Source organism: Desulfogranum marinum (assembly GCF_016918565.1).
Lineage (GTDB): Bacteria > Desulfobacterota > Desulfobulbia > Desulfobulbales > Desulfobulbaceae > Desulfogranum > Desulfogranum marinum.
Window position 1 is genome coordinate 1 of the sequence record NZ_JAFFQD010000045.1, and the last position, 19,589, is coordinate 19,589.

A 19,589-nucleotide genomic window follows, 5' to 3' on the forward strand; every position below is an offset into this window, starting at 1 on the left:
AAGCGGCCTCTGACTCCGCTCAGTTCGGAGATAAATCTTGACTTACAAGGATATAATGAGAAAAATTAGCTGTAGGTAACCATCTAAATCAACAGGAAAAAACAGGGTTGTTACGTATACAAACTGTAAACCTCAGAGCCAGTCACTTCCATAATGGCCTGCAAGATGCGCTCAAGACTTACCAGTTCAAGTTGACGGATCAAGCTTGAGCTACTACGGATAAGAAAAACAAAAATAATTTTAACCCTACGTGCCATATCCAACATCATGTTCCACAAGGCTCCTCGCTGTTATCAATTTTACCTATGAACCACCTGCTTGATATGCACCACCACTTTTGGTGGATATGCACCAAAATTTCGTTTTCCCCCCATCTATTAGATTCCCAATCTTTCCTAATCTTTGAAAAGCCCCTTTAAGAGGTTTTTATAAGTCCAATGGCATCACTTTTGCCTCTCAAGCGTATGCAGCAGGTGAAAATTGCTAATGCCGGGGGATGGATCGACCAACCGTTCTTTGCAATGGTGTTAACCGCGAAAAGCTGATTAGTTCGCAATGATAAAGATATCCCCCATAACAGGTTCTTAAATCTATCGGTAACGAGCACCAGCTTGTGAGGTGGACTTCGCAAAAACATTAAAAAGTGGAGAATGGATATGTCATTAAAAGAATACGGAGTCTGGACGGGCAAGGCGGTTCGGGTTTCTGCAGAGACAGCGGCAGATGACCCCCATACTCCTCACATTCATCTTTTTTATGATGACGGAACAGGAGGGGAATATGACAATGCTCGACGGGCTTCGATTAATGTAAAGTCCGGCTCAGCTATTTCCGAGCTGGTTGTATGGATAAATTTGAACTTCACTCATACCATAACAGAAAAACTTTCTGCGCTGAATCAGGGATTCACGCCCCTGGAGAACAAAGCCAATGGCATGGCACTCGATTACATCCGTGGCAATATGATGAATCTCAAAGAAGGGCGAGTGCTTCCCCACGATATCCCGGGTCAAGAAAACGACGTGCTCGACCTCGTCTTTCCTCTGCTGAAATCAGCCGTGCAACGTCAAGCCGTCGTTCATCTGTTTGGTGAACCGTATCTGCCGGCACGTCAAGGCATTCACGACGTTCACATGAACCAGGGCAGCGCGGGAAAATTCAGCAAATACAACGGCGTCTGGCAGGACGGTGGACTCTTCATTGAAAACAGTGATGGTTCGTATACATCTATCCTTATTGCCTTTGCCAGCCAGGCGGCGCACACAGACGAATCAACCGGCAACGCCTTGCCTGGAAGCAATAATCTCAAGCAGCTGATAACACATTCAGGCGAACCCGTCATCGCAGATGATCTACGCGTCGCTATAATCGGCGCGCTGGTAAACCCGGTTGGAGCGGAAAATACTCCCCACCACACAGGAAGACCGGAAACGGTGTGGCTGATGAATCGTAGTCCAACACCCATTAGCCTCAAAGGATGGTCTATCCTCAACAAATCGGAAAAAGTGCAACCGATGGCCGACGAGATCGTCTTAGCCCCAGGAGGCATTCACACGGTGGAAATGAACAAGGCCCCACTTTCGAACAAAGGCGGCCTGCTCACTTTGCTCGATAATAACGGGGTAAAGGTAGACGGTGTCAACTACACCAGGAAGCAAGCTCAACAAGAAGGTTACATCACTCTCTTCAGATAGATCGTAAAAATGAGCATACCTGCCACGTTTTCATCAATTTTGCTGGAGCAGCAGCCATGGAAAGAGAGTCCTTTTCTGCTTGACCACGTCAGATATTGGCGACGTTTTTTTAGGTACAAAACATACTGATGGATAATGCCGTTTGCCTGTTTGCATGGTTATTGGCCGGCGCTGCGCTCAGGGTGGTGTGAATGATGCCGTGAAAATAAAGCAGCGCCTGCAATTGCGGTGAGCGGTGCGACGGCCACCAGTCCGAAACTGCCGACAAAAACATTGAGTATTTCAGCCGCAACAAAATTAATGTTCAGGATCTGTTCCATCCTGAGCCCTTGCCCCATAAAGTTCATGAGCATTGCCGTGTAGCCTCCGGAATAGGCAAGCAGTAACGTTGTTGTCATGGTCCCGACAACAGATCGTCCAACGGCCATGCCCGATGTAAACAGCTCCTTAAAAGAGATATCAGGCTTCTTGTTCTTCACCTCATCAAGGGAAGCCGCAATATCCATGGAGAGATCCATAACCGCCCCGGAACAGGCGAGAAATATACCAGCAAGAAATATCTCTGTGAGATTCAAATGGGGAAAACCGGCATAACACAGGGTTTCGGCATAGGGCCTGACCGCTCCATTGAGGTGAAACCCCGGCGCAAAAAGCTTTGCCAGGGTGCAGGCCAGCACCAGGCCGCCAAAGGAACCGACAAAAGCCGTCACTCCTTTACGGGTCCAGCCGCCCACAAGAAAACTGACAGAACCTGTCAATGCAGCAACCACCGCAAGAGCAACAGGAATAGGCGCAACATCCTTTAAAAATAGTGGAATCAAGACCTTCCAGATCATGAGTCCGGCAAACACAAACGAAAGCAGGGCCTTTACTCCGGTAAAGCCGGCTACTCCGACAATCAGGCCGCAAAACAATACAATGAGTATCAGTTCGTGGGTTAAGCGGTAATACCCCCTGGTAAACGCCAGCTGTACCTTGCCTTTTCTGTATTTATACTCAACAAGAATATGATCTTCCGGGGCATATATTTCATCAAACTCCAGCTTTCCAGCTAAAGGGTTGACCACCCGGGCTTCCATTCCCTCATGAGGACCTTCCATAAGCTGAACCTGCACATCTTGGGTTCCCGTATACACGATAAGATTTTGGCGTAAATCTCTGTTATCGACGGAAAGCACCTTGGCCTTCACCAGATGGGAATCAGTTGATCGACTGCCCTCAAAACCGGTGGGGAGCAAAACGAGCACGATACAGCAGATGACAAAAAAGAGAAAAATGACGTTGTCTTTATTCATTATAAGAAAATGGCAGAAAAAAGCAGACAGAAGAGAAAATCCTTCTGTCTGCTGAAGAGAAATTATTGGATAGACGAGACTGGATTGGTATTAATTGCCAAGCTCAACCCCCATAGCAGAGGCAATCTTTTTAGCAACATCGGTATTGTCATAGTAACCGGTAAACTCCTCTTCCCCAGCGCCTTGAGCAAAGACAGGAACAGGCACAGCAGTGTGTGAGAAGGATGTCCAGGTGAGACCGGACTTGCGGTTTAACAGGTGGGTCAGGGTCACGGTGAAAGGGTCATAGTAGCCATAAAGCAACGTGTTTTCTTCATCACTGTTTGCGTTTGCACGCGTCATGGTCTTATCGTAGGCAGCTTCCAAAAGCTCAATTTCATATGCGGTCAAGTCATCATCCGTTTCCGCAGTCAGACCGTAACCGTCAAGTCCAAAATATTTTTTCACCACCTTCCACATTTTTTTATCAATATCAGCCGGCACGACTCCATCATATGCTCCCTTGTAAGAACTGAGGATCTTGTCTGCAAAGTCATCATAGGCAAGTTTCTGTTTGGCCATTTTTTCGTAATAGGTTGCGTAACCGGTTCCGGCAAAGCCAAGTGTCATACCGCCGCACTCGTGATCGCCGGTAACAACAATCAATGTTTCACCAGGGTGCTTTGCCGCAAAATCAACGGCTACGCCAATCGCATCATCAAAGGCAATGGTATCTTCTATGGCAGACCGTGCGTCGTTTGCATGACTTGCCCAGTCAATCTTACCGCCTTCTACCATCATGAAAAAGCCCTCAGGATTCTTCTTCATCAGCTGAATACCTTTCTTGGTAAACTGCGCCAGGGAAATAGTTCCCTGATACTCTTTACCAATGCCTGTGTTGCCTTTTGTGTTCAATGCATAGGGCATCGCATTTGAACTATCAAGATGGGGGTTGACCGCTATAGCCCGACCTTCTTGGAGCGCCTTGAATTCAGCCTGGGTATTGGTGAAGACGAATCCGTTGGCAACCGCCTTGTCCTCAAGGATGGCATAACGATCATCATTGGAAAAACCTGCATAAGTGTCACTCGAATATTTATTGACGCGAAAACCACCTCCCCCAAAATAATCAAATTCGCTGTTAAGCAGGTCTTCGCCAATCTCTTCGTAGTTGTTACGACTTTCTGTGTGTGCATAAAAAACAGCCGGGGTGGCGTGGTCGATGGAAACGCTCGATACAATACCTACCTTCATCCCCCGTCCTTTTGCTGCCTCGGCAAGGGTGGTGTAATCGGTGGTAACATTGGGATCCATGGAAATCACACCGATGTTGGTTTTCATTCCACAGGCAAGCGCGGTTCCTGCTGCCGCAGAACCGGTAATGAAACGATCGTTGGCAAAACTCATCTGCATACCGGTTACAGGAAACTGGCTCATGTTAAGCAATTTGGCTTTTACTCCACCGGCCACGGCATCATCCTCTTCAACTGCAGCAAGGTAAGCTTCAGTGGCATGAATCTGTGGGCTTGCCATACCATCGCCAATGAAATAAAAAACATACTTTGGTACGTCGGCATGGGCTGTGCCTTGCAAAAGCGCTGCAGCGACACAGGCCATGCCCGCCTTTTGAATTTTTTTCAGACTGGTGGTCATTTTGGGCTCCTTTTTTTTTACGGTTTCAAGTTGTACAATCACTTCTTATTGTTCGAGAAGAGCTACTGATGTTTTCGAGTTCAGCCGAACAAGGAGCTGCGAGTTTAGCAGCGTTTTTTTACTTTTTAATTAGGCTAAGAAAAGGAACCGATGCGGTTTAAATAAGGATAACATTAGGATACCGTTAATATATTTTCCTTATTTCCAGCAGTTTACACACCACAAAGTAGTATCAGGCTTGTTGAGTTTCATTCACCGGGAACCGGCAGAGAGACTGGGGGGCCGTAGGTCAAATACAAAGCCTGGACGACCCCGAAAAGCTAATAAAGAGTTTCACCCCCTTTTCACTCTTGGATAATGATTGGGTGAAGTTGCAAGAAAATAGGGTTAAATCGATGGGAGCTGGTTTAAAGGGATACGGTTTTCAATATTTGAAAAAGTATTCCATCTCAATGAGAGAGTGCCCTTAAACGACAAAAAAAACCACCAACAGAATATGGAATCGAAAGTCAAGCAAACAGCTACCCAATCAATAATAGGGATACTCCTGTCAATTGTCTTCTTCTTCTCTTCAGGGCTACAGATTCCGGGACTTGACTCAACAGCGGACTCATATTTTAAAGAGTCTATCACTAAAGCAGGCGTCAGTTACGGCGTATGCCGGGTAATCAATGCCACCGTATCGGTCATACAGCAATCAACGGTACAATTGGAACCAGCCGGGATTGGATTGTCGTTAGCAGTAGGTCAGATTGTAGATCCTATAAATGATATGGTTGAGCGGCTATCCACGGTGCTGGTCATGTCAATTACTTCATTAGGGGTACAGGAACTGGCATATGAAATCAGCATTACCATTGTTCCACAGCTGCTTGCGGTACTCCTTTTGCTCATGTCTGTGCTTGTGTGGTTTAGAAATGAAAGGGTCTTTAAGCTCCAGAGAATACTGACAAGTGTACTGATCATCGCTGCAATAGCCCGTTTCTGTCTTCCACTATCATCTATCGCCAATGAGTTTCTTCAGGAGCACTTCTTTGAGGAACAAATCATTGAGGCAAACGAAAAACTCACTGCCAGTACCGCTGATATCGACCAATTAGAGGATGTTGCTACAGTTCCCAAGGTAGACGGTTTCATGGGGACCATCGGCAACAGCGCCTCCTATCTCAAAGAAAAATCGGTTGATTTTAAAAATACCATTCAGGTCATTATGGATAACAAGGCTGTTATCGTTGAGAACCTGCTGCGGTTAACATTTCTCTATCTTGGTGTTTTCGTCATTCAGGTGTTAGTCCTGCCATTGCTTATATTCTGGTTTCTTATGAGGATTGTTAACTCGCTTTTTCTCACAACGGCTATGCCAACCACCAGACATCCGCAAATGCATATCCCAGAGCAATCCGGCCACTGACAGCAGGGAATTCCGGCCATCGTTTTCCAAGGTAGAAACGCATAAACGCTGATTGGAGAAGATTTTTTTCTATGAAGTAAAGGGGGCAATAGTTGAGGCCGCAACTCCGATAGCCCAGAGAAGAATCACTGGAGGCGATGTTAAACCAATGTAACAAGGTTGAGATTATTGTATCTTCCTTTTATCTTATTAGTTCTATTCCGCACTTCGCATGAACATTTTGTAAAATTCAAACTTGCAAAATGTTCACCAATGGTCAGCCCAGTCGACGCCATCTTCTGCAGTATTTTGACAGTAAACATAGGCAACTTTCGGAGTCTGCGTTTACCTGCTCACAGCCAAAAAATTTGATCCTGACGCCGCCTGAACCGATGAGAAATGTGGTTCAACCTGAGTATAGTACAAGAACGAAAGGGAAATCATGCACAAAGCCGAATGCAACAAACATAGTGGATTGAAAAGTATCTCACAAAAAAGCGATGATGTTGCCGACTATTATGATGGCTGGGCTCCTGACTATGATGTCAATCTTGCCGATTGGAGCTACAAAGCGCCTGATCGAGTGGCTTCAATTCTTCGGACCAACCTCTCTCCAGATGCACAAATTCTTGACGCAGGATGCGGTACGGGGCTAGGTGGCAAAGCGTTGCGCTCTATCGGGTTTACAACGATTGATGGAATAGACATTTCAAAACAATCATTGGAAATCGCCGGTATGACCGATGCATACCGAACATTACGAGCAATGAACATGCAGCAATTACCCTTATCAATTCCAGGCAATCAGTATAATGGGTTGATTTGTGTAGGGGTTTTAACGTACCTACCGGACAGTACTGCTATCCTCAAAGAGTTTAGCCGAATAGTCAGACCAAAAGGAACTATTGTGGTTACCCAACGAAGTGACCTCTTCGTTGATCGTAACTTCAAGAGTGTGCTTGATAAACTCTCAGATGAGGGCGTTATCGACCAACTGCAAATATCTGAACCTCAGCCCTATCTACCCGACAATGAGGAGTTCAGTGATCAGATTCTCGTACACTATATTAGCTTTACGGTTGTAGAGGGTAATTTGTAAGAATTGGCCCAACTACGATTAGAAGCACCATTCCGGTCTGACCCCGATTGATTCTCGAATTCGAATTCATCCATCCGTTTTCCGATGGAAATGGCCGGATGGGACAATTGTGGCAAACGTTGATCCTACAAAAGTGGAATCCTTTGCCGGCTTACCTTCCGGTGGAAACTGTGATCCGTGAGCGACAAAATGCTTATTACCAGGTATTGGCCAAATCGGATCAACAGGGGAATGCTACTTGTTTTATCGAGTTCATGCTCAGGGCCATAGAAAACACGATCAACGAAGCCGTAGCAACCGACCAAGTAAACGACCAAGTAGGTGCAGCCGAGCCGTTGGAAGCAAAGAAATTGCCAGTATTGATCTCATGAAGGCGGTTGGCTTGTCCCACCGGCCGACGTTTAGAAAAAACTACCTCAACCCGGCATTAGCAAGTGGTTGGATCGAATATACCCAGCCCCATTCACCACGCAGCCCTACCCAACGCTATCGTCTAACCAGTAAAGGCAAGAGGTGGCTCCAACTACGTGGAGAGGATTGAACGTGGGCTGTCTCCTCTTTTCACCTGTTGAAACGCAAATCGAACACTGTTTCCTCTTATTATTTTCTGCTGATATGATTTTTCATGTCCCATGCGTTTCTTTACGAGATCTAAGACGCCATTTGTAAAGCTCGTGAAAGAAAAAAAGAAAGATGGGAAATGGAAGCAGGATCCATAAATGAGAAAGGGGCACAGTTGCCGTATTAAAGACTTTTTGTACCGGTTCAACATAGAGCAGCATCCACACCCAGGCCAGCTCTATAACCATGGCAAACAGCAGGAACGGGTTAGACAGGAGGCCAACACTGAAGGCGGAAAACTCCCAGCTCCGCATTGTCCACACATTGACAAGTTGGCAGCTCACCGCGCCTAACAGGGTCATGGTCATTGCCTGACGGTGCAGGTAGGGGTCGGCCAAATCAACCGTGCCGTATTGCCATCCATTTAAAACGAGAAAGGAAAGAAAAGCCACCATCGCGGCTGTGGCTTCTATGATGCCGATAAAAAAATAGCCGCGTTTGAAAACCTCCCAATCAAGAATTTTTTCCTGACTGCCGGCAGGCGGCCTTTTCATGATATTTTTCTCCGGCTTTTCGCTGCCAAGGGCAAGTCCCGGCAGCATGTCTGAGCCCAGGTCAATGGAGAGTATTTGGATAACAGACAGCGGCAGCGGGATTTTGAAAAAAAACTGGAGGATGTAGGGAACAATTTCCGGCACATTGGAAGAGAGGATATAGGTAACGAATTTTTTAATATTAAAATAAACCGTCCTTCCCTCTTCTATGGCGGCAACGATGGTGGAAAAGTTATCATCAAGCAGGATCATATCGGCAGCCTCTTTGGCCACCTCTGTCCCGCCTTCGCCCATGGCAATGCCGATATCCGCTTTTTTCAGTGCAGGAGCATCGTTCACCCCATCCCCTGTCATGGCCACAACCTCGCCGACACTCTGCAGGGCGGTTGCTATTCTCAGCTTCTGCTTGCTTGCCATTCTTGCAAAGAGAATGTCCTCTTGGGAGAGGATGTTTTCCAGCCGTTCATCGCTCATGTTTTCGAGCTCGTCTCCTTGGATGATGCGGTCATATTGCATGCCTATTTTTTGGGCAATTGCAGCGGCTGTGTAGGCGTTATCTCCGGTGATCATCATGGTTCTTATGCCGGCTTGCCGGCATATCGCCACAGCCTCGGCAACCTCAGCCCGCGGTAGATCCATGATGGCCACTAAGCCAAGCAGCGTCAGTTCTTCTTCACGTTCATCGTCTCCCTTGCCTATGGCTAAAACCCGATACGCCTCCTTTTCAAAAGACTCTGCCTGCAGCGTCACTTTGTTGATGATGGATGCATCGAGTTGCTTGTTCGTGTTGTCCTTATCCATATAGTAAAGACACTTTTCGAGCAGCACCTCAACTGCTCCTTTGCAGTATATGGAACGTTGGCCATCGCTTTGAAAAACAGAAGACATCATCTTCCGTTCACTGGTGAACACATGTTCCTGTATCTTATGCTCCACGTTTTTTTTCAGGCCTTTTTTCCGGGCCGCCGCCACAATGGCAAGCTCAGTAGGGTCGCCGCGGGTCTCGTTTTCATCAATCGCGGCGTTACAATTATTCAACCCTGCCTGAAGGAGTTCCACCAGCCTTTCTTCCCCTGTTGCTGATTCTTGTTCAAAGGTGAACTCTCCCGGCTCCAGGTACCCCTCACCGGAAACATTGACGATATCTCCCCCTGCCAACCAGATGGAACGAGTCGTCATTTGATTGCGGGTGATGGTTCCGGTCTTATCCGTACAGATGACTGAAGCGCTGCCCAGGGTTTCCACCGAATCAAGGTTTTTAATAAGGGCATTTCTTTTCGCCATTCTCTGACTGGCAAGGGAAAGCGACAGGGTAATCGTCGGCAGCAACCCTTCAGGAACATTGGCAACAATCAGCGAAAGGGCAAAGATAGACGCCATTAGCGGCCCTTTGGCGGAAAAAAGCCCCAAAACAAAAAAGATCACCCCCATGACAAGGGCGATGATGGTGAGTAATCGTGTAATCCTTATAATTTCCCGCTGCATGGGGGAGAGGCTCTTCTCAACATTCTTGGCCAGGCTCGCAATTTTACCGAATTCCGTTGCATTGCCGATTGCACTGACCACAGCGACTCCATTGCCTGCAGTAACAGTGGCACCGGCAAACACCATATTCTTCGCCTGTAAAGAATTTGTCTGTTGCGATGGTTGGTTATTGCGTGCAGCCGGCCTTGATTCTCCGTTAAGCGGGGAAAGATTAAGATAAAGCGAGGTGGATGCAAGCACGACTGCGTCTGCAGCCACTTTGTCCCCCTCCACCAGCATAAGTATATCGCCGGTGGTGAGCTCTTTAGAATCAATGGTCGTAATTGCATTGTTTCTGCGTACAGTTACCATGGTGGGCATCAGTTTAAGCAGCGCTGCCATTGCCTTGTCGGCACGATATTCCTGCCAGAAGCTAAAGGTCGCATTGATGATTACCGCGCCCAAAATGGCATAGCCCAGGATATTATTGCCCTGATTGGGAGCATAGTAATCGGCGACAAAGGAAAGGATGGCGGCAGTCTCAAGCAGAAGGGCGAAAAACTGGATGTATTGTTTGAGGTAGGAAAGGAAATAGTTTTTCTCTTCTTCCTCCTCAAGGACATTGGGGCCGAATTCCTTCTGCCTTCTGCTTACCTGAGAGGTTGTCAAACCTTGTTCACTGGTCTTCAGTGTTCTCAGCACCTCTGCTTTTTCCTGCGTAAAAAGTTTCACCGTGCTCCCCCCCTCAGGTAGAAGGAAATAGTGTTGACAGATGTAGAGCGGTGAAGCCTTTCAATGGGTTTTGCTTTACTCATGGAAGAATACATAGACAGTCTCTCGCCACCAACTATCACCAGATCAAAATTGGTGTGTGACAAATGGTAAAGCACCTGATCCATCTCATTAACAGCAATGGAGTGCTTAAGCCGCAGTGGAATATCCATGTGCTTTGCCAGTTGTTTATAATGTGAGAGCCTATCGTCATTGTTTTTCAGCATGAGCTTGACCTGCCCCCGATCAAGCCTTGCTCGCTGCCTTTTACCGACCACACTGACGCTGTATATTTCGCAGCTTGCCTTATAGGCCTTGGCCATAGAGGCAAAAAAAGTGAATTTCTCCACTGACAGCCTGTTCCCTCGTATAAACAGCAATATGTTTTTCGTGGAGAGAGTGGTGCGGGGGTGCACCACCCGAACGACCGCCAAATCGGCCGGCAGCGTCATGGAAGAGAGTTTTTGGCTGAAGGAAAGATTAAATAAATTTTTCCGCTGATGGTAGCGGGTACTACAAAACAATATTTCAGAGCTATGTTCGAGAAGGTATTGCTCGATGGTCCGAATCGGCGGGCCACCCAGCACTACCCGTTTGGTTGCCATGCCGTACTTTTCTGCAACCCGCTCAATAGTGGCCATGCTTTTCTCTACGGCCTCAATATTGTCTGCAGGATTGAGTATGTGCAGTAAGCGTAAAGGAAAGCCATGAACGCGAGCAAAATGCAAAGCGTAAAACGCGGATACTTCAGCAGTGATCTGGCCGTTAATAGCTGCAATTACATTCATACTGCCTCCGCAAATAGAGGCCTCAGTTAAAAGAGGATGTACGATACAGGATAAGCTCCCTGAAAAGGTCACCAGTCGAACTAACAAAAAAGGACCTGGCTGTTCACAGCAATACAGCCAATACAGGCAATGCTTTGCGTATATTCTTTTTCAATTAAGCAAGTCGTGTGCCATAGCTTGCAGAGATGACCAATCTCTATCAACGAACTGTCTTGACTGCAATACATGAGTGATTATTCATGTACTCTGTAACACACTGGTGCATAACAACCACTTTTGGTGGTGCATTTGAACCGATCCCATCTCTGCTGCTTATCAAGACAACAGAACAGATCCTTAACTATCTCTTGTATGGAGAAGAGTGGGTACCACGCGGTAAAGGGTTGCACCTTTGCCTGCATGTGGTATGTAGCAAAATAACGATTCTATTTGGTCAGGATGGCACACTGCCTGCTAAATCAGCGGTTCCAAGCGTCATATCCACAAAGAAATCGTCCCTTTCTCCAAATAATTCCGGAAATACCAAATAGTTTTACACAATGAGCAAACTTATATTGAGGTCGTCATGACAGGAAAGAAAAAGATGCTGCAGGCCCTGAAGGCAAAGGGCGTCAAGTATATTTTCGGGTACACAGGCGGAGCCATTATGCCGATTTTTGACGAGATGGATAAGCTGGGCGATTTCCGCTTTGTCATGTCTCGCCACGAGCAGGGTGCAGCCTTTATGGCCCAGGGTATTTCCAGGGCCAGTTTATCTACTTCCACCCCGCAAATCGGGGTCTGTATGGCCACTTCAGGTCCCGGAGCAATGAACCTGACAACAGGTATTGCTGATGCCTACATGGACTCGGTACCGGTCATTGCGGTCACCGGCCAGGTAGCTACAGGGGTTATCGCCACCGATGCCTTCCAGGAAAGCGATGTGGTTGGGGTAATGATGCCCATTTGCAAGCAGACCTACATGCCGCTGGCTGCAGAAGAGGTTGAGGCTACTGTACATGAGGCCTTTTATGTAGCGGCAACAGGTCGAAGCGGTCCGGTGCTGATCGATATCCCCAAGGATGTTCAGGACCAGCAACTCCCTGAAGATTATCACTTTGATGCCAACAATTTTCACCCCGATCTGCCCGGTTTCTTTTTTCACCCTTCGCCGGAAAGGGAGGTGATGCAAAAGGCAATCACCCTGATCAACAGGAGTCAGCGGCCGGTTATGTTTTGTGGCCATGGGGTCATCAACAGCAATGCAGGCAAGATGCTGCAAAAATTTGCAGAAAAGGTCAACATTCCCATTGCGTTTACCTTTCACGGGCTTTCCGCGGTACCTGCCGATCATCCCTTAAGCCTTGGCATGATGGGGATGCACGGAACGGTCGAGGCAAATCGGGCAATAATGGAAGCTGACCTGCTGATTTCTTTTGGTATGCGCTTTGATGACCGCGTGACCGGCAAGCTTAACGAATATGCACAGAATGCGGATGTCATCCATGTGGAAATTGATCCTTCGGAAATTAACAAAAACGTGCCAACCAGCGTAGCCATCAATGCCGATGTGTACCGCACCCTCCACGTGTTGCTCGGTGATCCAATGCTCACCTTTAAACCACGCAAACGGTGGTTTGAAAAAATAAACAGCTACCGCCTGCTGATGGCTGAAGATCTGCAGCAGGAAATTGAAGGTTCGGTTGGTGACGGAGGCAAGCTGTTGATGAAATCCATTGTCCACCAGCTCTCAGAGCTGACAAAGGGCAAGGATCTGATCGTTCCTGATGTAGGCCAGCACCAGATGATGGCAGCTCGCTTTTATAATTACCAGACCGAAAACAGCTGGTTTGCTTCCGGTGGAGCCGGGACCATGGGAGCCTCCCTGCCCCTTGCCATCGGGGTCAAGCTGGCGCGGCCAACTGAGCGAGTATGGTCGATCAGCGGAGATGGTGGTTTCCAGATGAACATACAGGAACTGGGTACTATTATGGAGCAACAGGTTGACGTCAAGATCCTGATACTCAATAACGGCTACCTCGGCATGGTTCGTCAGTGGCAAACCTTATTTTATGACGGCCGATATGCAGGAACGCCGATGCAGAGCCCGGATTTCGGCAGCATTGCCCAAGGATACGGCATCCCCTATCTTAAAATAGAAACACCAGAGGAAATCGTACCTGCCCTGCAGAAGGCCATTGACCATCAGGGAGCGATTATTCTGGAATTCATCTGCGACCCCAGCGAAGTCATTTTGCCTATGATTCCGGCAGGTGGAGGCTTTGAAGACATGATTATCAAACGTCCATCCCCGACACCCGAGGAGCCATCAGCAACCACAGAACAAAATGGAGAAGAATCATGATCCGACGTGCGATACTCACCTTTATGCTTGATCGCCCCGGGGTCCTTAACAAGGTATCGATGTTGATCAGGAAAAAGATGTACAATGTTGATACCCTTACCGTCTGCAGCTCACGGGTTCCGGGAATAAGCCGGATGACCATTACCCTTCGTGAGGATGACGAAGCGAAAGTTGAGCAGATCATTAAACAACTGGAAAAATTCACCGAGGTTATTTCCGCCAAGGAACTGGATACCGACCACAGCTACTGGCGAGAAGTGGCTATCATCCAACTGGAGGTAGATGCCGCCCATCTGGAATCCTTTCATGGCCGTTATAATTTTGAAGTGCTCGAAAAAAAGAACGAAGATGCCTATATCCTTCAGGTTGCCGGCTCCACCAGGCAGATTGATTCCTTTCTGGATGAGATAGGCAGAGAGTACATCATTGAAATAGCCCGCACCGGGGTTACCGCCATGGAAAAATAGCTATTTTACTCGGACTTTCGTTGTAGCCAGCCTGTTGATATATGGTTAATCACTTTATTTCAGCAGGCTTTTTTTTGAATTGGCTGTACGTAGATGGATGCGCTCCGCTTATCCATCCAACACAGACGTGGCATCTCTAAACTAGTATATTGCAGCCCTGTTGATACATCCCACTCGGTACGTCCCTTCATCCACATGCACCACGTTAATGCAGCCATAGCTCTGCTCCAGACGAAACAGGTTAGCAAGGGGCATTCCCAACAAACGACAGAGAAGAACCCGGTTAACACCGGCATGTGTCACCACTGCTGTCCGCTCGTAGTCGGCCTCCATCACCTTGGCAAATGCAGGCCATACCCGCTGAAAGAGATCTGCAAAACTTTCGCCACCCGGAGGCCGATAGCCGGTCATGTCTTTACCGCGTGCCTCATATTCTCCTGGATATTGCTGCTGAACATCGGCAACGGTCAACCCTTCCCATGTTCCCAAGGCAATTTCGCTCAACTCCTCTACCACTTCGGGCATGCAGCCAACAGCAGAACCGATTATCTCAGCGCTTTGTCGACAGCGCAGCAAGGGGCTGGTGCATACTCTTTCAAGGGAAAAGTCCATTAAGTATCCGGCGACATTTTCCAACTGCTCATGCCCATGGGCAGTCATTGCCACATCACTCTGCCCTATAAAACGACGCGGCAAAGAAGATGGAATCTCTCCATGCCGGATAAGATACAGAGTACTCATCCTTCCTCCTCGGCAAGGAGTAAATGTTCAATGGTCGTAGATGCTACCTGTTCCACTGCCTGCTGCAGAGCAACAGCGGTGTTCATCCTCGACCGAATAGCCTTACAGGCTTCAGGGTCATCCTTATAGAGGATCAGTTTTTCGCCAAACCTCTCAGCTACCGATACCAACTGGTTTCCACGGACAAGTTTATCGGCCAGACAGACTACTTCCTTCTCCCCCAGCTTCTCCGGTACTACCGGCAATGCATCACGATGACTGCCGACAACTTCGGCCAACTGATCCAGACCGAACATTCGCATCATCTCCGCACCTCGTGCTTCATGCTCAGGTTGCCCCTTTGCCACATCATGGAGGAGCCCCCCATTATACACAATATCCAAATCCAGAGTGTGCCCATGCTCCACCAGTGCCCTGGCCAGTGTATCGGCAACTTTGGCAACTGCCCGCCCATGCGCTATTCCCCGCTGTGGCATGTACATTGCCGCCAGAGCCTCCGCTTCACGTCGCGATCCTTTTTCCAGCTGTGGTAAACGTGCTGCAAGTCGTGCAAAATCCTTGGCAGTGTCTGCATCCATAAACGCACCATCATCCCAGATGAAAACATCCTTACCAGGAAATCGTTGCAACAGACTTCGCAATCCCGCCTCACCGGTATATGCAATAATTTCTTTGACGAGGTGACCGGGGATGAGTGGCGGATGTCCACGCCTGCCGTCACGACAAGGATAAATAACACTTTTTCCATCAAACCCGGATACAAGTAAATCTATGGTCACCGGGCGAACCAGCGGAATATCCACCGGCAGCAAAAAAAAGCCATCCATCTCTGTCATTTTCGCAACGGCCGTACACACGGAAGAGAACATGCCCTTATCAAAATCAGGATTAAAGAGCGGCTCTGCACCTTGCCTGGTCACCTCGACTGCAACCTCTTGCTGTCGGTGCCCGACCACAACCACGACCCGGTCAATACCCTTTGTTTTGAAAAGCCGGATACAGTGCCCGACAAGACTGTGTTCCCCAAGCTGCATAAGTGGCTTGAACCCGTCCATACGAGACGAGTATCCCGCTGCTAAAATAATCGCGCCCAGTTTCTTCATCGATTCATTGCCGCCCTGACCTGTACCAACTCAGCGACAATACTCAGCCCTATCTCCTGGGGAGTATCCGACCCAATCGAGAGCCCGATGGGGCTGTGAACGCGTTCAAGGTCAGCTTCGGTAAACCCTGAACCCAGCAGCGAAGCATAGGTTGCCTTTCGTTTGCTGCTGCTGCCGATCATACCTATGTACCCAGCCTCGGTCAGTAATGCCTGCGCCAGGACGTCCCTATCATATTGATGGCCGCGGGTAACTATCACCACATAGTCTTCAGCGCCCAGCTCGGAAAAACAATCATCAAATTTCTCCAGCACTCGTACCTTTTTCGCCTGGGGATACCGTTCTTTGTTGGCAAATTCTTGTCGATCATCCATGACAACGACCTCAAATCCCACATAGGATGCCAGGTGAGCGGTGGCAAGCGCCACATGACCGGCTCCTGCCAGATGCACGGTCCCCTGCTGGACCAAAGGCTCTACAAAAAAATCCTTACCCGCATGGGTAACGATAAATGAAACCCGTTTATTCTTAGCCAGAGCCTTTTCCCGGAGTGCAGCGGGTACTTCATCGTCGGACCCGGTACCCAGAGTCATCATCTGTGGTGGTGCATCGTCAACCGGCAGCTGGGTCACCAGCATCGGCCGTGTCCCATTTCGGTAACAATGACGAAGTTCCCGAAACTGCTCAATAGCGTCAGGCGCCACTTTCTGCAACAACACGCACACAGCTCCTCCACAGACCATGCCTTCCTCGGCTGCAGCAGCCGCACTTAAATCACATTTGACCTCTTTATATGTATGCCCATTGGCCAGCAGCTTCCGTGCTTCTGCATGACAGGTCCCTTCAACCGACCCGCCTCCCACGCTGCCGACAAGTGTACCATCTGTTAAAACCAGCATGCGGGCACCTGAGGTCCTCGGAGCAGAACCTGAACTGTGCACAATAGCACCGAGTACCGCAGGTTCTCCCTGCTCAAGGGTTTCAATGAGTGTATCAAGAACATACCGCATATAATTCTCCAGCTTTGCGTTGATCGATAAGAGTTCGTTTGAGAGTATGAATGGCCGCAAAAGCATCGACCTGTTTCAATATTCCTATTGCCAAGTTGCCGCCGGCAAGATTATCACGAATGGCAGGAACCTTTGCTGTCATCCTCATCAGATCGCCGACAGTCTTCATGCATCCGGGAACGGCCATATAATCGATATGGAGCTGATCCACGCTGCCACTCTCCAATCGCACTCGATAATCAAGCAGTCCTGGTATCTGAAAAAGGTAATCATCCATATCCTGACTGTGCAACAGAGCACCTGATGCCAACAGGCAACCATCCATCCTGCCACGGATTGAGCGAAGCCTGGCTGTTACGCCCCCGCAGGCGCAGGGCCTCCGCTCAAGCACTGCAATATCTCCGGTACGGTATCGTACCAGCACCATTGCCTCACGCCCCAGGGTAGTCAAGACTACTTCTCCGGCTTGCCCATCGGCAAGCTGCCTGCCGGTGCGCGGATCAACAATCTCCAACAAAAGATCTGATTCACGGAGATGGCACCCGGCATGCATCAGGCATTCTACGCCTCCCCCCAGCCCAGACTCTGTTGTTCCGTAATGGAGATACGTGCGGCAGCCGCAGTTTTCTTCAATCCGGCTGCGTAATGCAGGCGATGCATAGTCGGAGCACAGCAGCATTGACCTCAACTGCCCAGGAGCAACCAAGCTAGACACTGCAAGGAGATGTTGGGGCAACCCCACCACACAGCTTATACGGCTTTTGTGGATCTGTGTCGGCAAATCCGCGCCCCTGAGTGGCGGTGGCCACAGGCCCTCTGCGTGGATGCCGCCTTCGGCTAGAGCACCCATGAGCAGTTCACCAACACTAGCAGGTTGCTCATAAGGCAACAGCACCAACACCCGATCTTGCTCGTTGACAAAGGTATGCATGCCATGCAGAAAAAAATCAGCTGTGGAGGCTACATCATCCATGCTGAAAAAAAACCGTTTCGGTACCCCTGTACTGCCCGAAGTATGCATGGTTACCACCCTGGCGACCCGGCTTTGAGAAACACAGAGCATCCGATGTCCCTGCTTGGTGATGGTAGACGGAGTAAGAAAAGGGATAGTCTCAAGATCATGGCGTGTCTGCAGCCGATCGGGATCGCAGCCAGCAAGCTGTTGCCTATAATAGGCACTATGCTCTGCCGCGTAGTGGAGGGTACTGCGCAATGCCTGCATTTGCGCTTGTTCCAGCTCTTTTCTTCCCATCTCCCCGCTAATCGCCAAACGACGCTTAACCAGCGGGTCTACAGGGGTTTGAATGGGTTGTCTACTCATCTTGCTGCCCTGGATTGGAAAAATTTGACAAAGGGCGATGGAGAGAGGTTCCATCGCAAGCAGTAAGGTTAAAACTGCAAAAGGGAATGAGCCTCCCATCGGGTCTGGCTACATGGATACAGCACCCCTGCAATCGCTCAAGGTTCAAAGACCAGCAATCCTGAAAGGCCATACCTGAAATGGAAAAGGTATGCGTCCGGGCCCGCTGCAGAAAACGATCCAGTTCATCTACTGGCTGTGCATGTAAATTGAAGGGTTCCTTGACAACGCCTGCCCACTGCCTGGCTGTTACCCCAATAGAAGTCAAAGCTCCTTGCTCAGCAGGGACGGGTGTGCAGTCGCAACTGTTACTACCAAGGCGCATCAGACGACCATCGTCCTGTTGCATATACTTGGCCGAAAATGAGCAAAGGGCATGTTCACATCCCGGAGGTCGGAAATCATTGACCTGCAGCACATTGTCGCTCTGTATTGCCAGTCCACTCATCACTTCAGGGAGGGTGACATGATCGGGTACAAAATCCACCGGAAATCTCCCAAAATAACTCATGGGTTGAAAATGCACACCACGAACATGGGGTTGACGTTGCAAACCAAACCGGACGATTTGCCAGAGTTGATCGATATTCACATCTCGCACGACGGTCGGCACCAACACAATCCCGATGCCGGCATCAGCCAGATTATCAATAGCCCTGCACTTGACGGTAAAGAGTTCACGCCCGCGAAGCGTGCGCAAGACGGTGTCATCCACTCCGTCAAACTGCAAAAAGACCGAAGAGAGGCCGGCTTTTTTCAGTCTTAAGGCCAACTGCGAATCCTCAGCAAGTCGAATACCGTTGGTATTGAGCTGGATAAAAGTAAAACCAGCCTCTTTCGCCAACCCGACAATACGTTCCAGATCTTTATGAACCGTTGGTTCGCCTCCTGAAAGCTGCAGGTTGCACCCACCGGTTCTGGTCATTATAGAGGCAAACATCTTGGTGAGAGTACCAAGATCAAGATCAGTACCGTTACCGCTGTCTGCAAAGCAAACCGGACAGTTCAGATTGCATCGCGAGGTTATTTCCACCAATGCTGTACAGGTTCGCTGGGTGTGCCGTTCACACAGTCCGCAATCAAAGGGACAGCCCGTTCCTGTTTGTTCTCGCCGCCCGCCGTAATAAGGAATCTTAGGTCTGAACCAGGAAGAAAATGCAGGTTCTCCTTTCCAGACGGTGGCAGCAAAAAAGCCATGTTCCGGACAGCACTTTTCTAAAACAACCGACTCTCCTCGGTGTACCAGATGCCCTTGTATACGTTCCAGGCATACCGGGCAAACACTCTCAACCTGGCGGAGGATTTCAGCCTCCATT

At 48.9% G+C, this 19,589-nt stretch carries 17 protein-coding genes and 1 pseudogene; 9 read left to right on the forward strand and 9 right to left on the reverse strand.

What is annotated here, in order from left to right; translation table 11 throughout:
- Nucleotides 1-656: 656 nt before the first annotated feature.
- On the forward strand, nucleotides 657-1,694 hold the full coding sequence (locus tag JWH17_RS19360; RefSeq protein WP_205224319.1) for a DUF2278 family protein: 1,038 nt from the start codon (nucleotides 657-659) through the stop codon (nucleotides 1,692-1,694).
- A 158-nt stretch (nucleotides 1,695-1,852) separates the two neighbouring features.
- Here the strand turns inward: JWH17_RS19360 and JWH17_RS19365 are convergent, their stop codons facing one another.
- Both JWH17_RS19365 and JWH17_RS19370 read right to left on the reverse strand, forming a co-directional pair.
- Entirely contained in the window at nucleotides 1,853-2,989 is a 1,137-nt protein-coding gene (locus tag JWH17_RS19365) for a YibE/F family protein (RefSeq protein WP_205224320.1), read from the reverse strand.
- 90 nt (nucleotides 2,990-3,079) lie between these two features.
- Nucleotides 3,080-4,621 carry an alkaline phosphatase gene (locus JWH17_RS19370; protein WP_205224321.1) on the reverse strand — a complete coding sequence of 514 codons (1,542 nt, stop codon included), beginning with the start codon at nucleotides 4,619-4,621 and terminating at the stop codon, nucleotides 3,080-3,082.
- 496 nt (nucleotides 4,622-5,117) lie between these two features.
- Between JWH17_RS19370 and JWH17_RS19375 the strand changes: the two genes are divergently transcribed.
- The 5 genes and pseudogenes from JWH17_RS19375 to JWH17_RS24705 all read left to right on the forward strand — a co-directional run bounded on the left by JWH17_RS19375 (nucleotide 5,118) and on the right by JWH17_RS24705 (nucleotide 7,651).
- Entirely contained in the window at nucleotides 5,118-6,032 is a 915-nt protein-coding gene (locus JWH17_RS19375; protein ID WP_205224322.1) for a hypothetical protein, read from the forward strand.
- A gap of 421 nt (nucleotides 6,033-6,453) precedes the next feature.
- The gene (locus tag JWH17_RS19380; protein WP_205224323.1) at nucleotides 6,454-7,110 is read left to right on the forward strand and encodes a class I SAM-dependent DNA methyltransferase; all 657 of its coding nucleotides are present in this window, start codon (nucleotides 6,454-6,456) and stop codon (nucleotides 7,108-7,110) included.
- A 47-nt stretch (nucleotides 7,111-7,157) separates the two neighbouring features.
- Nucleotides 7,158-7,202 (forward strand): annotated as a pseudogene (locus tag JWH17_RS24700) (hypothetical protein); the annotation flags it as partial.
- Nucleotides 7,203-7,208: 6 nt separating this feature from the next.
- Nucleotides 7,209-7,481, forward strand: a complete 273-nt coding sequence (locus JWH17_RS19385) for a Fic family protein (protein ID WP_232371206.1) — start codon at nucleotides 7,209-7,211, stop codon at nucleotides 7,479-7,481.
- A complete protein-coding gene (locus JWH17_RS24705; protein ID WP_369125070.1) occupies nucleotides 7,478-7,651 on the forward strand; it encodes a Fic family protein in 174 nt (57 codons plus the stop codon). The genes JWH17_RS19385 and JWH17_RS24705 overlap by 4 nt, the downstream gene beginning before the upstream one ends.
- Nucleotides 7,652-7,733: 82 nt before the next feature.
- Here the strand turns inward: JWH17_RS24705 and JWH17_RS19390 are convergent, their stop codons facing one another.
- A complete protein-coding gene (locus tag JWH17_RS19390; RefSeq protein ID WP_205224325.1) occupies nucleotides 7,734-10,421 on the reverse strand; it encodes a cation-translocating P-type ATPase in 2,688 nt (895 codons plus the stop codon).
- Complete coding sequence (locus JWH17_RS19395; RefSeq protein ID WP_205224326.1) at nucleotides 10,418-11,248, reverse strand: universal stress protein; 831 nt, start codon at nucleotides 11,246-11,248, stop codon at nucleotides 10,418-10,420. Before JWH17_RS19395 ends, JWH17_RS19390 begins: the two co-directional genes overlap by 4 nt.
- 239 nt (nucleotides 11,249-11,487) lie before the next feature.
- Between JWH17_RS19395 and JWH17_RS19400 the strand changes: the two genes are divergently transcribed.
- The 3 genes from JWH17_RS19400 to ilvN are packed head-to-tail and all read left to right on the forward strand — an operon-like array spanning nucleotide 11,488 to nucleotide 14,059.
- Nucleotides 11,488-11,778: a hypothetical protein gene (locus tag JWH17_RS19400; RefSeq protein WP_205224327.1), complete on the forward strand. Its 291-nt coding sequence runs from the start codon at nucleotides 11,488-11,490 to the stop codon at nucleotides 11,776-11,778.
- Between the two features lie 35 nt (nucleotides 11,779-11,813).
- Complete coding sequence (gene ilvB / locus JWH17_RS19405) at nucleotides 11,814-13,592, forward strand: biosynthetic-type acetolactate synthase large subunit (RefSeq protein ID WP_205224328.1); 1,779 nt, start codon at nucleotides 11,814-11,816, stop codon at nucleotides 13,590-13,592.
- Complete coding sequence (gene ilvN, locus JWH17_RS19410; RefSeq protein ID WP_205224329.1) at nucleotides 13,589-14,059, forward strand: acetolactate synthase small subunit; 471 nt, start codon at nucleotides 13,589-13,591, stop codon at nucleotides 14,057-14,059. Before ilvB ends, ilvN begins: the two co-directional genes overlap by 4 nt.
- A 141-nt stretch (nucleotides 14,060-14,200) precedes the next feature.
- On the opposite strand, the gene cobC is transcribed toward ilvN, so the two are convergent.
- From cobC to trsS, 5 genes are read right to left on the reverse strand one after another with little or no spacing between them, the layout of a single operon-like run.
- Nucleotides 14,201-14,800, reverse strand: coding sequence for an alpha-ribazole phosphatase (gene cobC / locus JWH17_RS19415; protein ID WP_205224330.1), 600 nt, complete (start codon nucleotides 14,798-14,800; stop codon nucleotides 14,201-14,203).
- Entirely contained in the window at nucleotides 14,797-15,903 is a 1,107-nt protein-coding gene (locus JWH17_RS19420) for a DVU_1551 family NTP transferase (RefSeq protein ID WP_205224331.1), read from the reverse strand. The genes cobC and JWH17_RS19420 overlap by 4 nt, the downstream gene beginning before the upstream one ends.
- Entirely contained in the window at nucleotides 15,900-16,913 is a 1,014-nt protein-coding gene (locus tag JWH17_RS19425) for an XdhC family aldehyde oxidoreductase maturation factor (protein ID WP_205224332.1), read from the reverse strand. Before JWH17_RS19425 ends, JWH17_RS19420 begins: the two co-directional genes overlap by 4 nt.
- Nucleotides 16,897-18,234: a DVU_1553 family AMP-dependent CoA ligase gene (locus tag JWH17_RS19430; RefSeq protein WP_205224333.1), complete on the reverse strand. Its 1,338-nt coding sequence runs from the start codon at nucleotides 18,232-18,234 to the stop codon at nucleotides 16,897-16,899. The genes JWH17_RS19425 and JWH17_RS19430 overlap by 17 nt, the downstream gene beginning before the upstream one ends.
- On the reverse strand, nucleotides 18,227-19,588 hold the full coding sequence (trsS, locus tag JWH17_RS19435) for a radical SAM (seleno)protein TrsS (protein ID WP_205224349.1): 1,362 nt from the start codon (nucleotides 19,586-19,588) through the stop codon (nucleotides 18,227-18,229). The genes JWH17_RS19430 and trsS overlap by 8 nt, the downstream gene beginning before the upstream one ends.
- Between the last annotated feature and the right edge of the window lies 1 nt (nucleotide 19,589).

Bases quoted from the DNA above. Each gene is read 5' to 3' on its own strand.
- JWH17_RS19360 (WP_205224319.1), top strand. From the start codon at position 657: ATGTCATTAAAAGAATACGGAGTCTGGACGGGCAAGGCGGTTCGGGTT.
- cobC (WP_205224330.1), bottom strand. From the start codon at position 14,800: ATGAGTACTCTGTATCTTATCCGGCATGGAGAGATTCCATCTTCTTTG.
- JWH17_RS19370 (WP_205224321.1), bottom strand. From the start codon at position 4,621: ATGACCACCAGTCTGAAAAAAATTCAAAAGGCGGGCATGGCCTGTGTC.
- ilvB (WP_205224328.1), top strand. From the start codon at position 11,814: ATGACAGGAAAGAAAAAGATGCTGCAGGCCCTGAAGGCAAAGGGCGTC.
- JWH17_RS19395 (WP_205224326.1), bottom strand. From the start codon at position 11,248: ATGAATGTAATTGCAGCTATTAACGGCCAGATCACTGCTGAAGTATCC.
- trsS (WP_205224349.1), bottom strand. From the start codon at position 19,588: ATGGAGGCTGAAATCCTCCGCCAGGTTGAGAGTGTTTGCCCGGTATGC.
- JWH17_RS19385 (WP_232371206.1), top strand. From the start codon at position 7,209: ATGGGACAATTGTGGCAAACGTTGATCCTACAAAAGTGGAATCCTTTG.
- JWH17_RS24705 (WP_369125070.1), top strand. From the start codon at position 7,478: ATGAAGGCGGTTGGCTTGTCCCACCGGCCGACGTTTAGAAAAAACTAC.
- ilvN (WP_205224329.1), top strand. From the start codon at position 13,589: ATGATCCGACGTGCGATACTCACCTTTATGCTTGATCGCCCCGGGGTC.
- JWH17_RS19400 (WP_205224327.1), top strand. From the start codon at position 11,488: ATGTACTCTGTAACACACTGGTGCATAACAACCACTTTTGGTGGTGCA.
- JWH17_RS19430 (WP_205224333.1), bottom strand. From the start codon at position 18,234: ATGAGTAGACAACCCATTCAAACCCCTGTAGACCCGCTGGTTAAGCGT.
- JWH17_RS19420 (WP_205224331.1), bottom strand. From the start codon at position 15,903: ATGAAGAAACTGGGCGCGATTATTTTAGCAGCGGGATACTCGTCTCGT.
- JWH17_RS19425 (WP_205224332.1), bottom strand. From the start codon at position 16,913: ATGCGGTATGTTCTTGATACACTCATTGAAACCCTTGAGCAGGGAGAA.
- JWH17_RS19375 (WP_205224322.1), top strand. From the start codon at position 5,118: ATGGAATCGAAAGTCAAGCAAACAGCTACCCAATCAATAATAGGGATA.
- JWH17_RS19365 (WP_205224320.1), bottom strand. From the start codon at position 2,989: ATGAATAAAGACAACGTCATTTTTCTCTTTTTTGTCATCTGCTGTATC.
- JWH17_RS19380 (WP_205224323.1), top strand. From the start codon at position 6,454: ATGCACAAAGCCGAATGCAACAAACATAGTGGATTGAAAAGTATCTCA.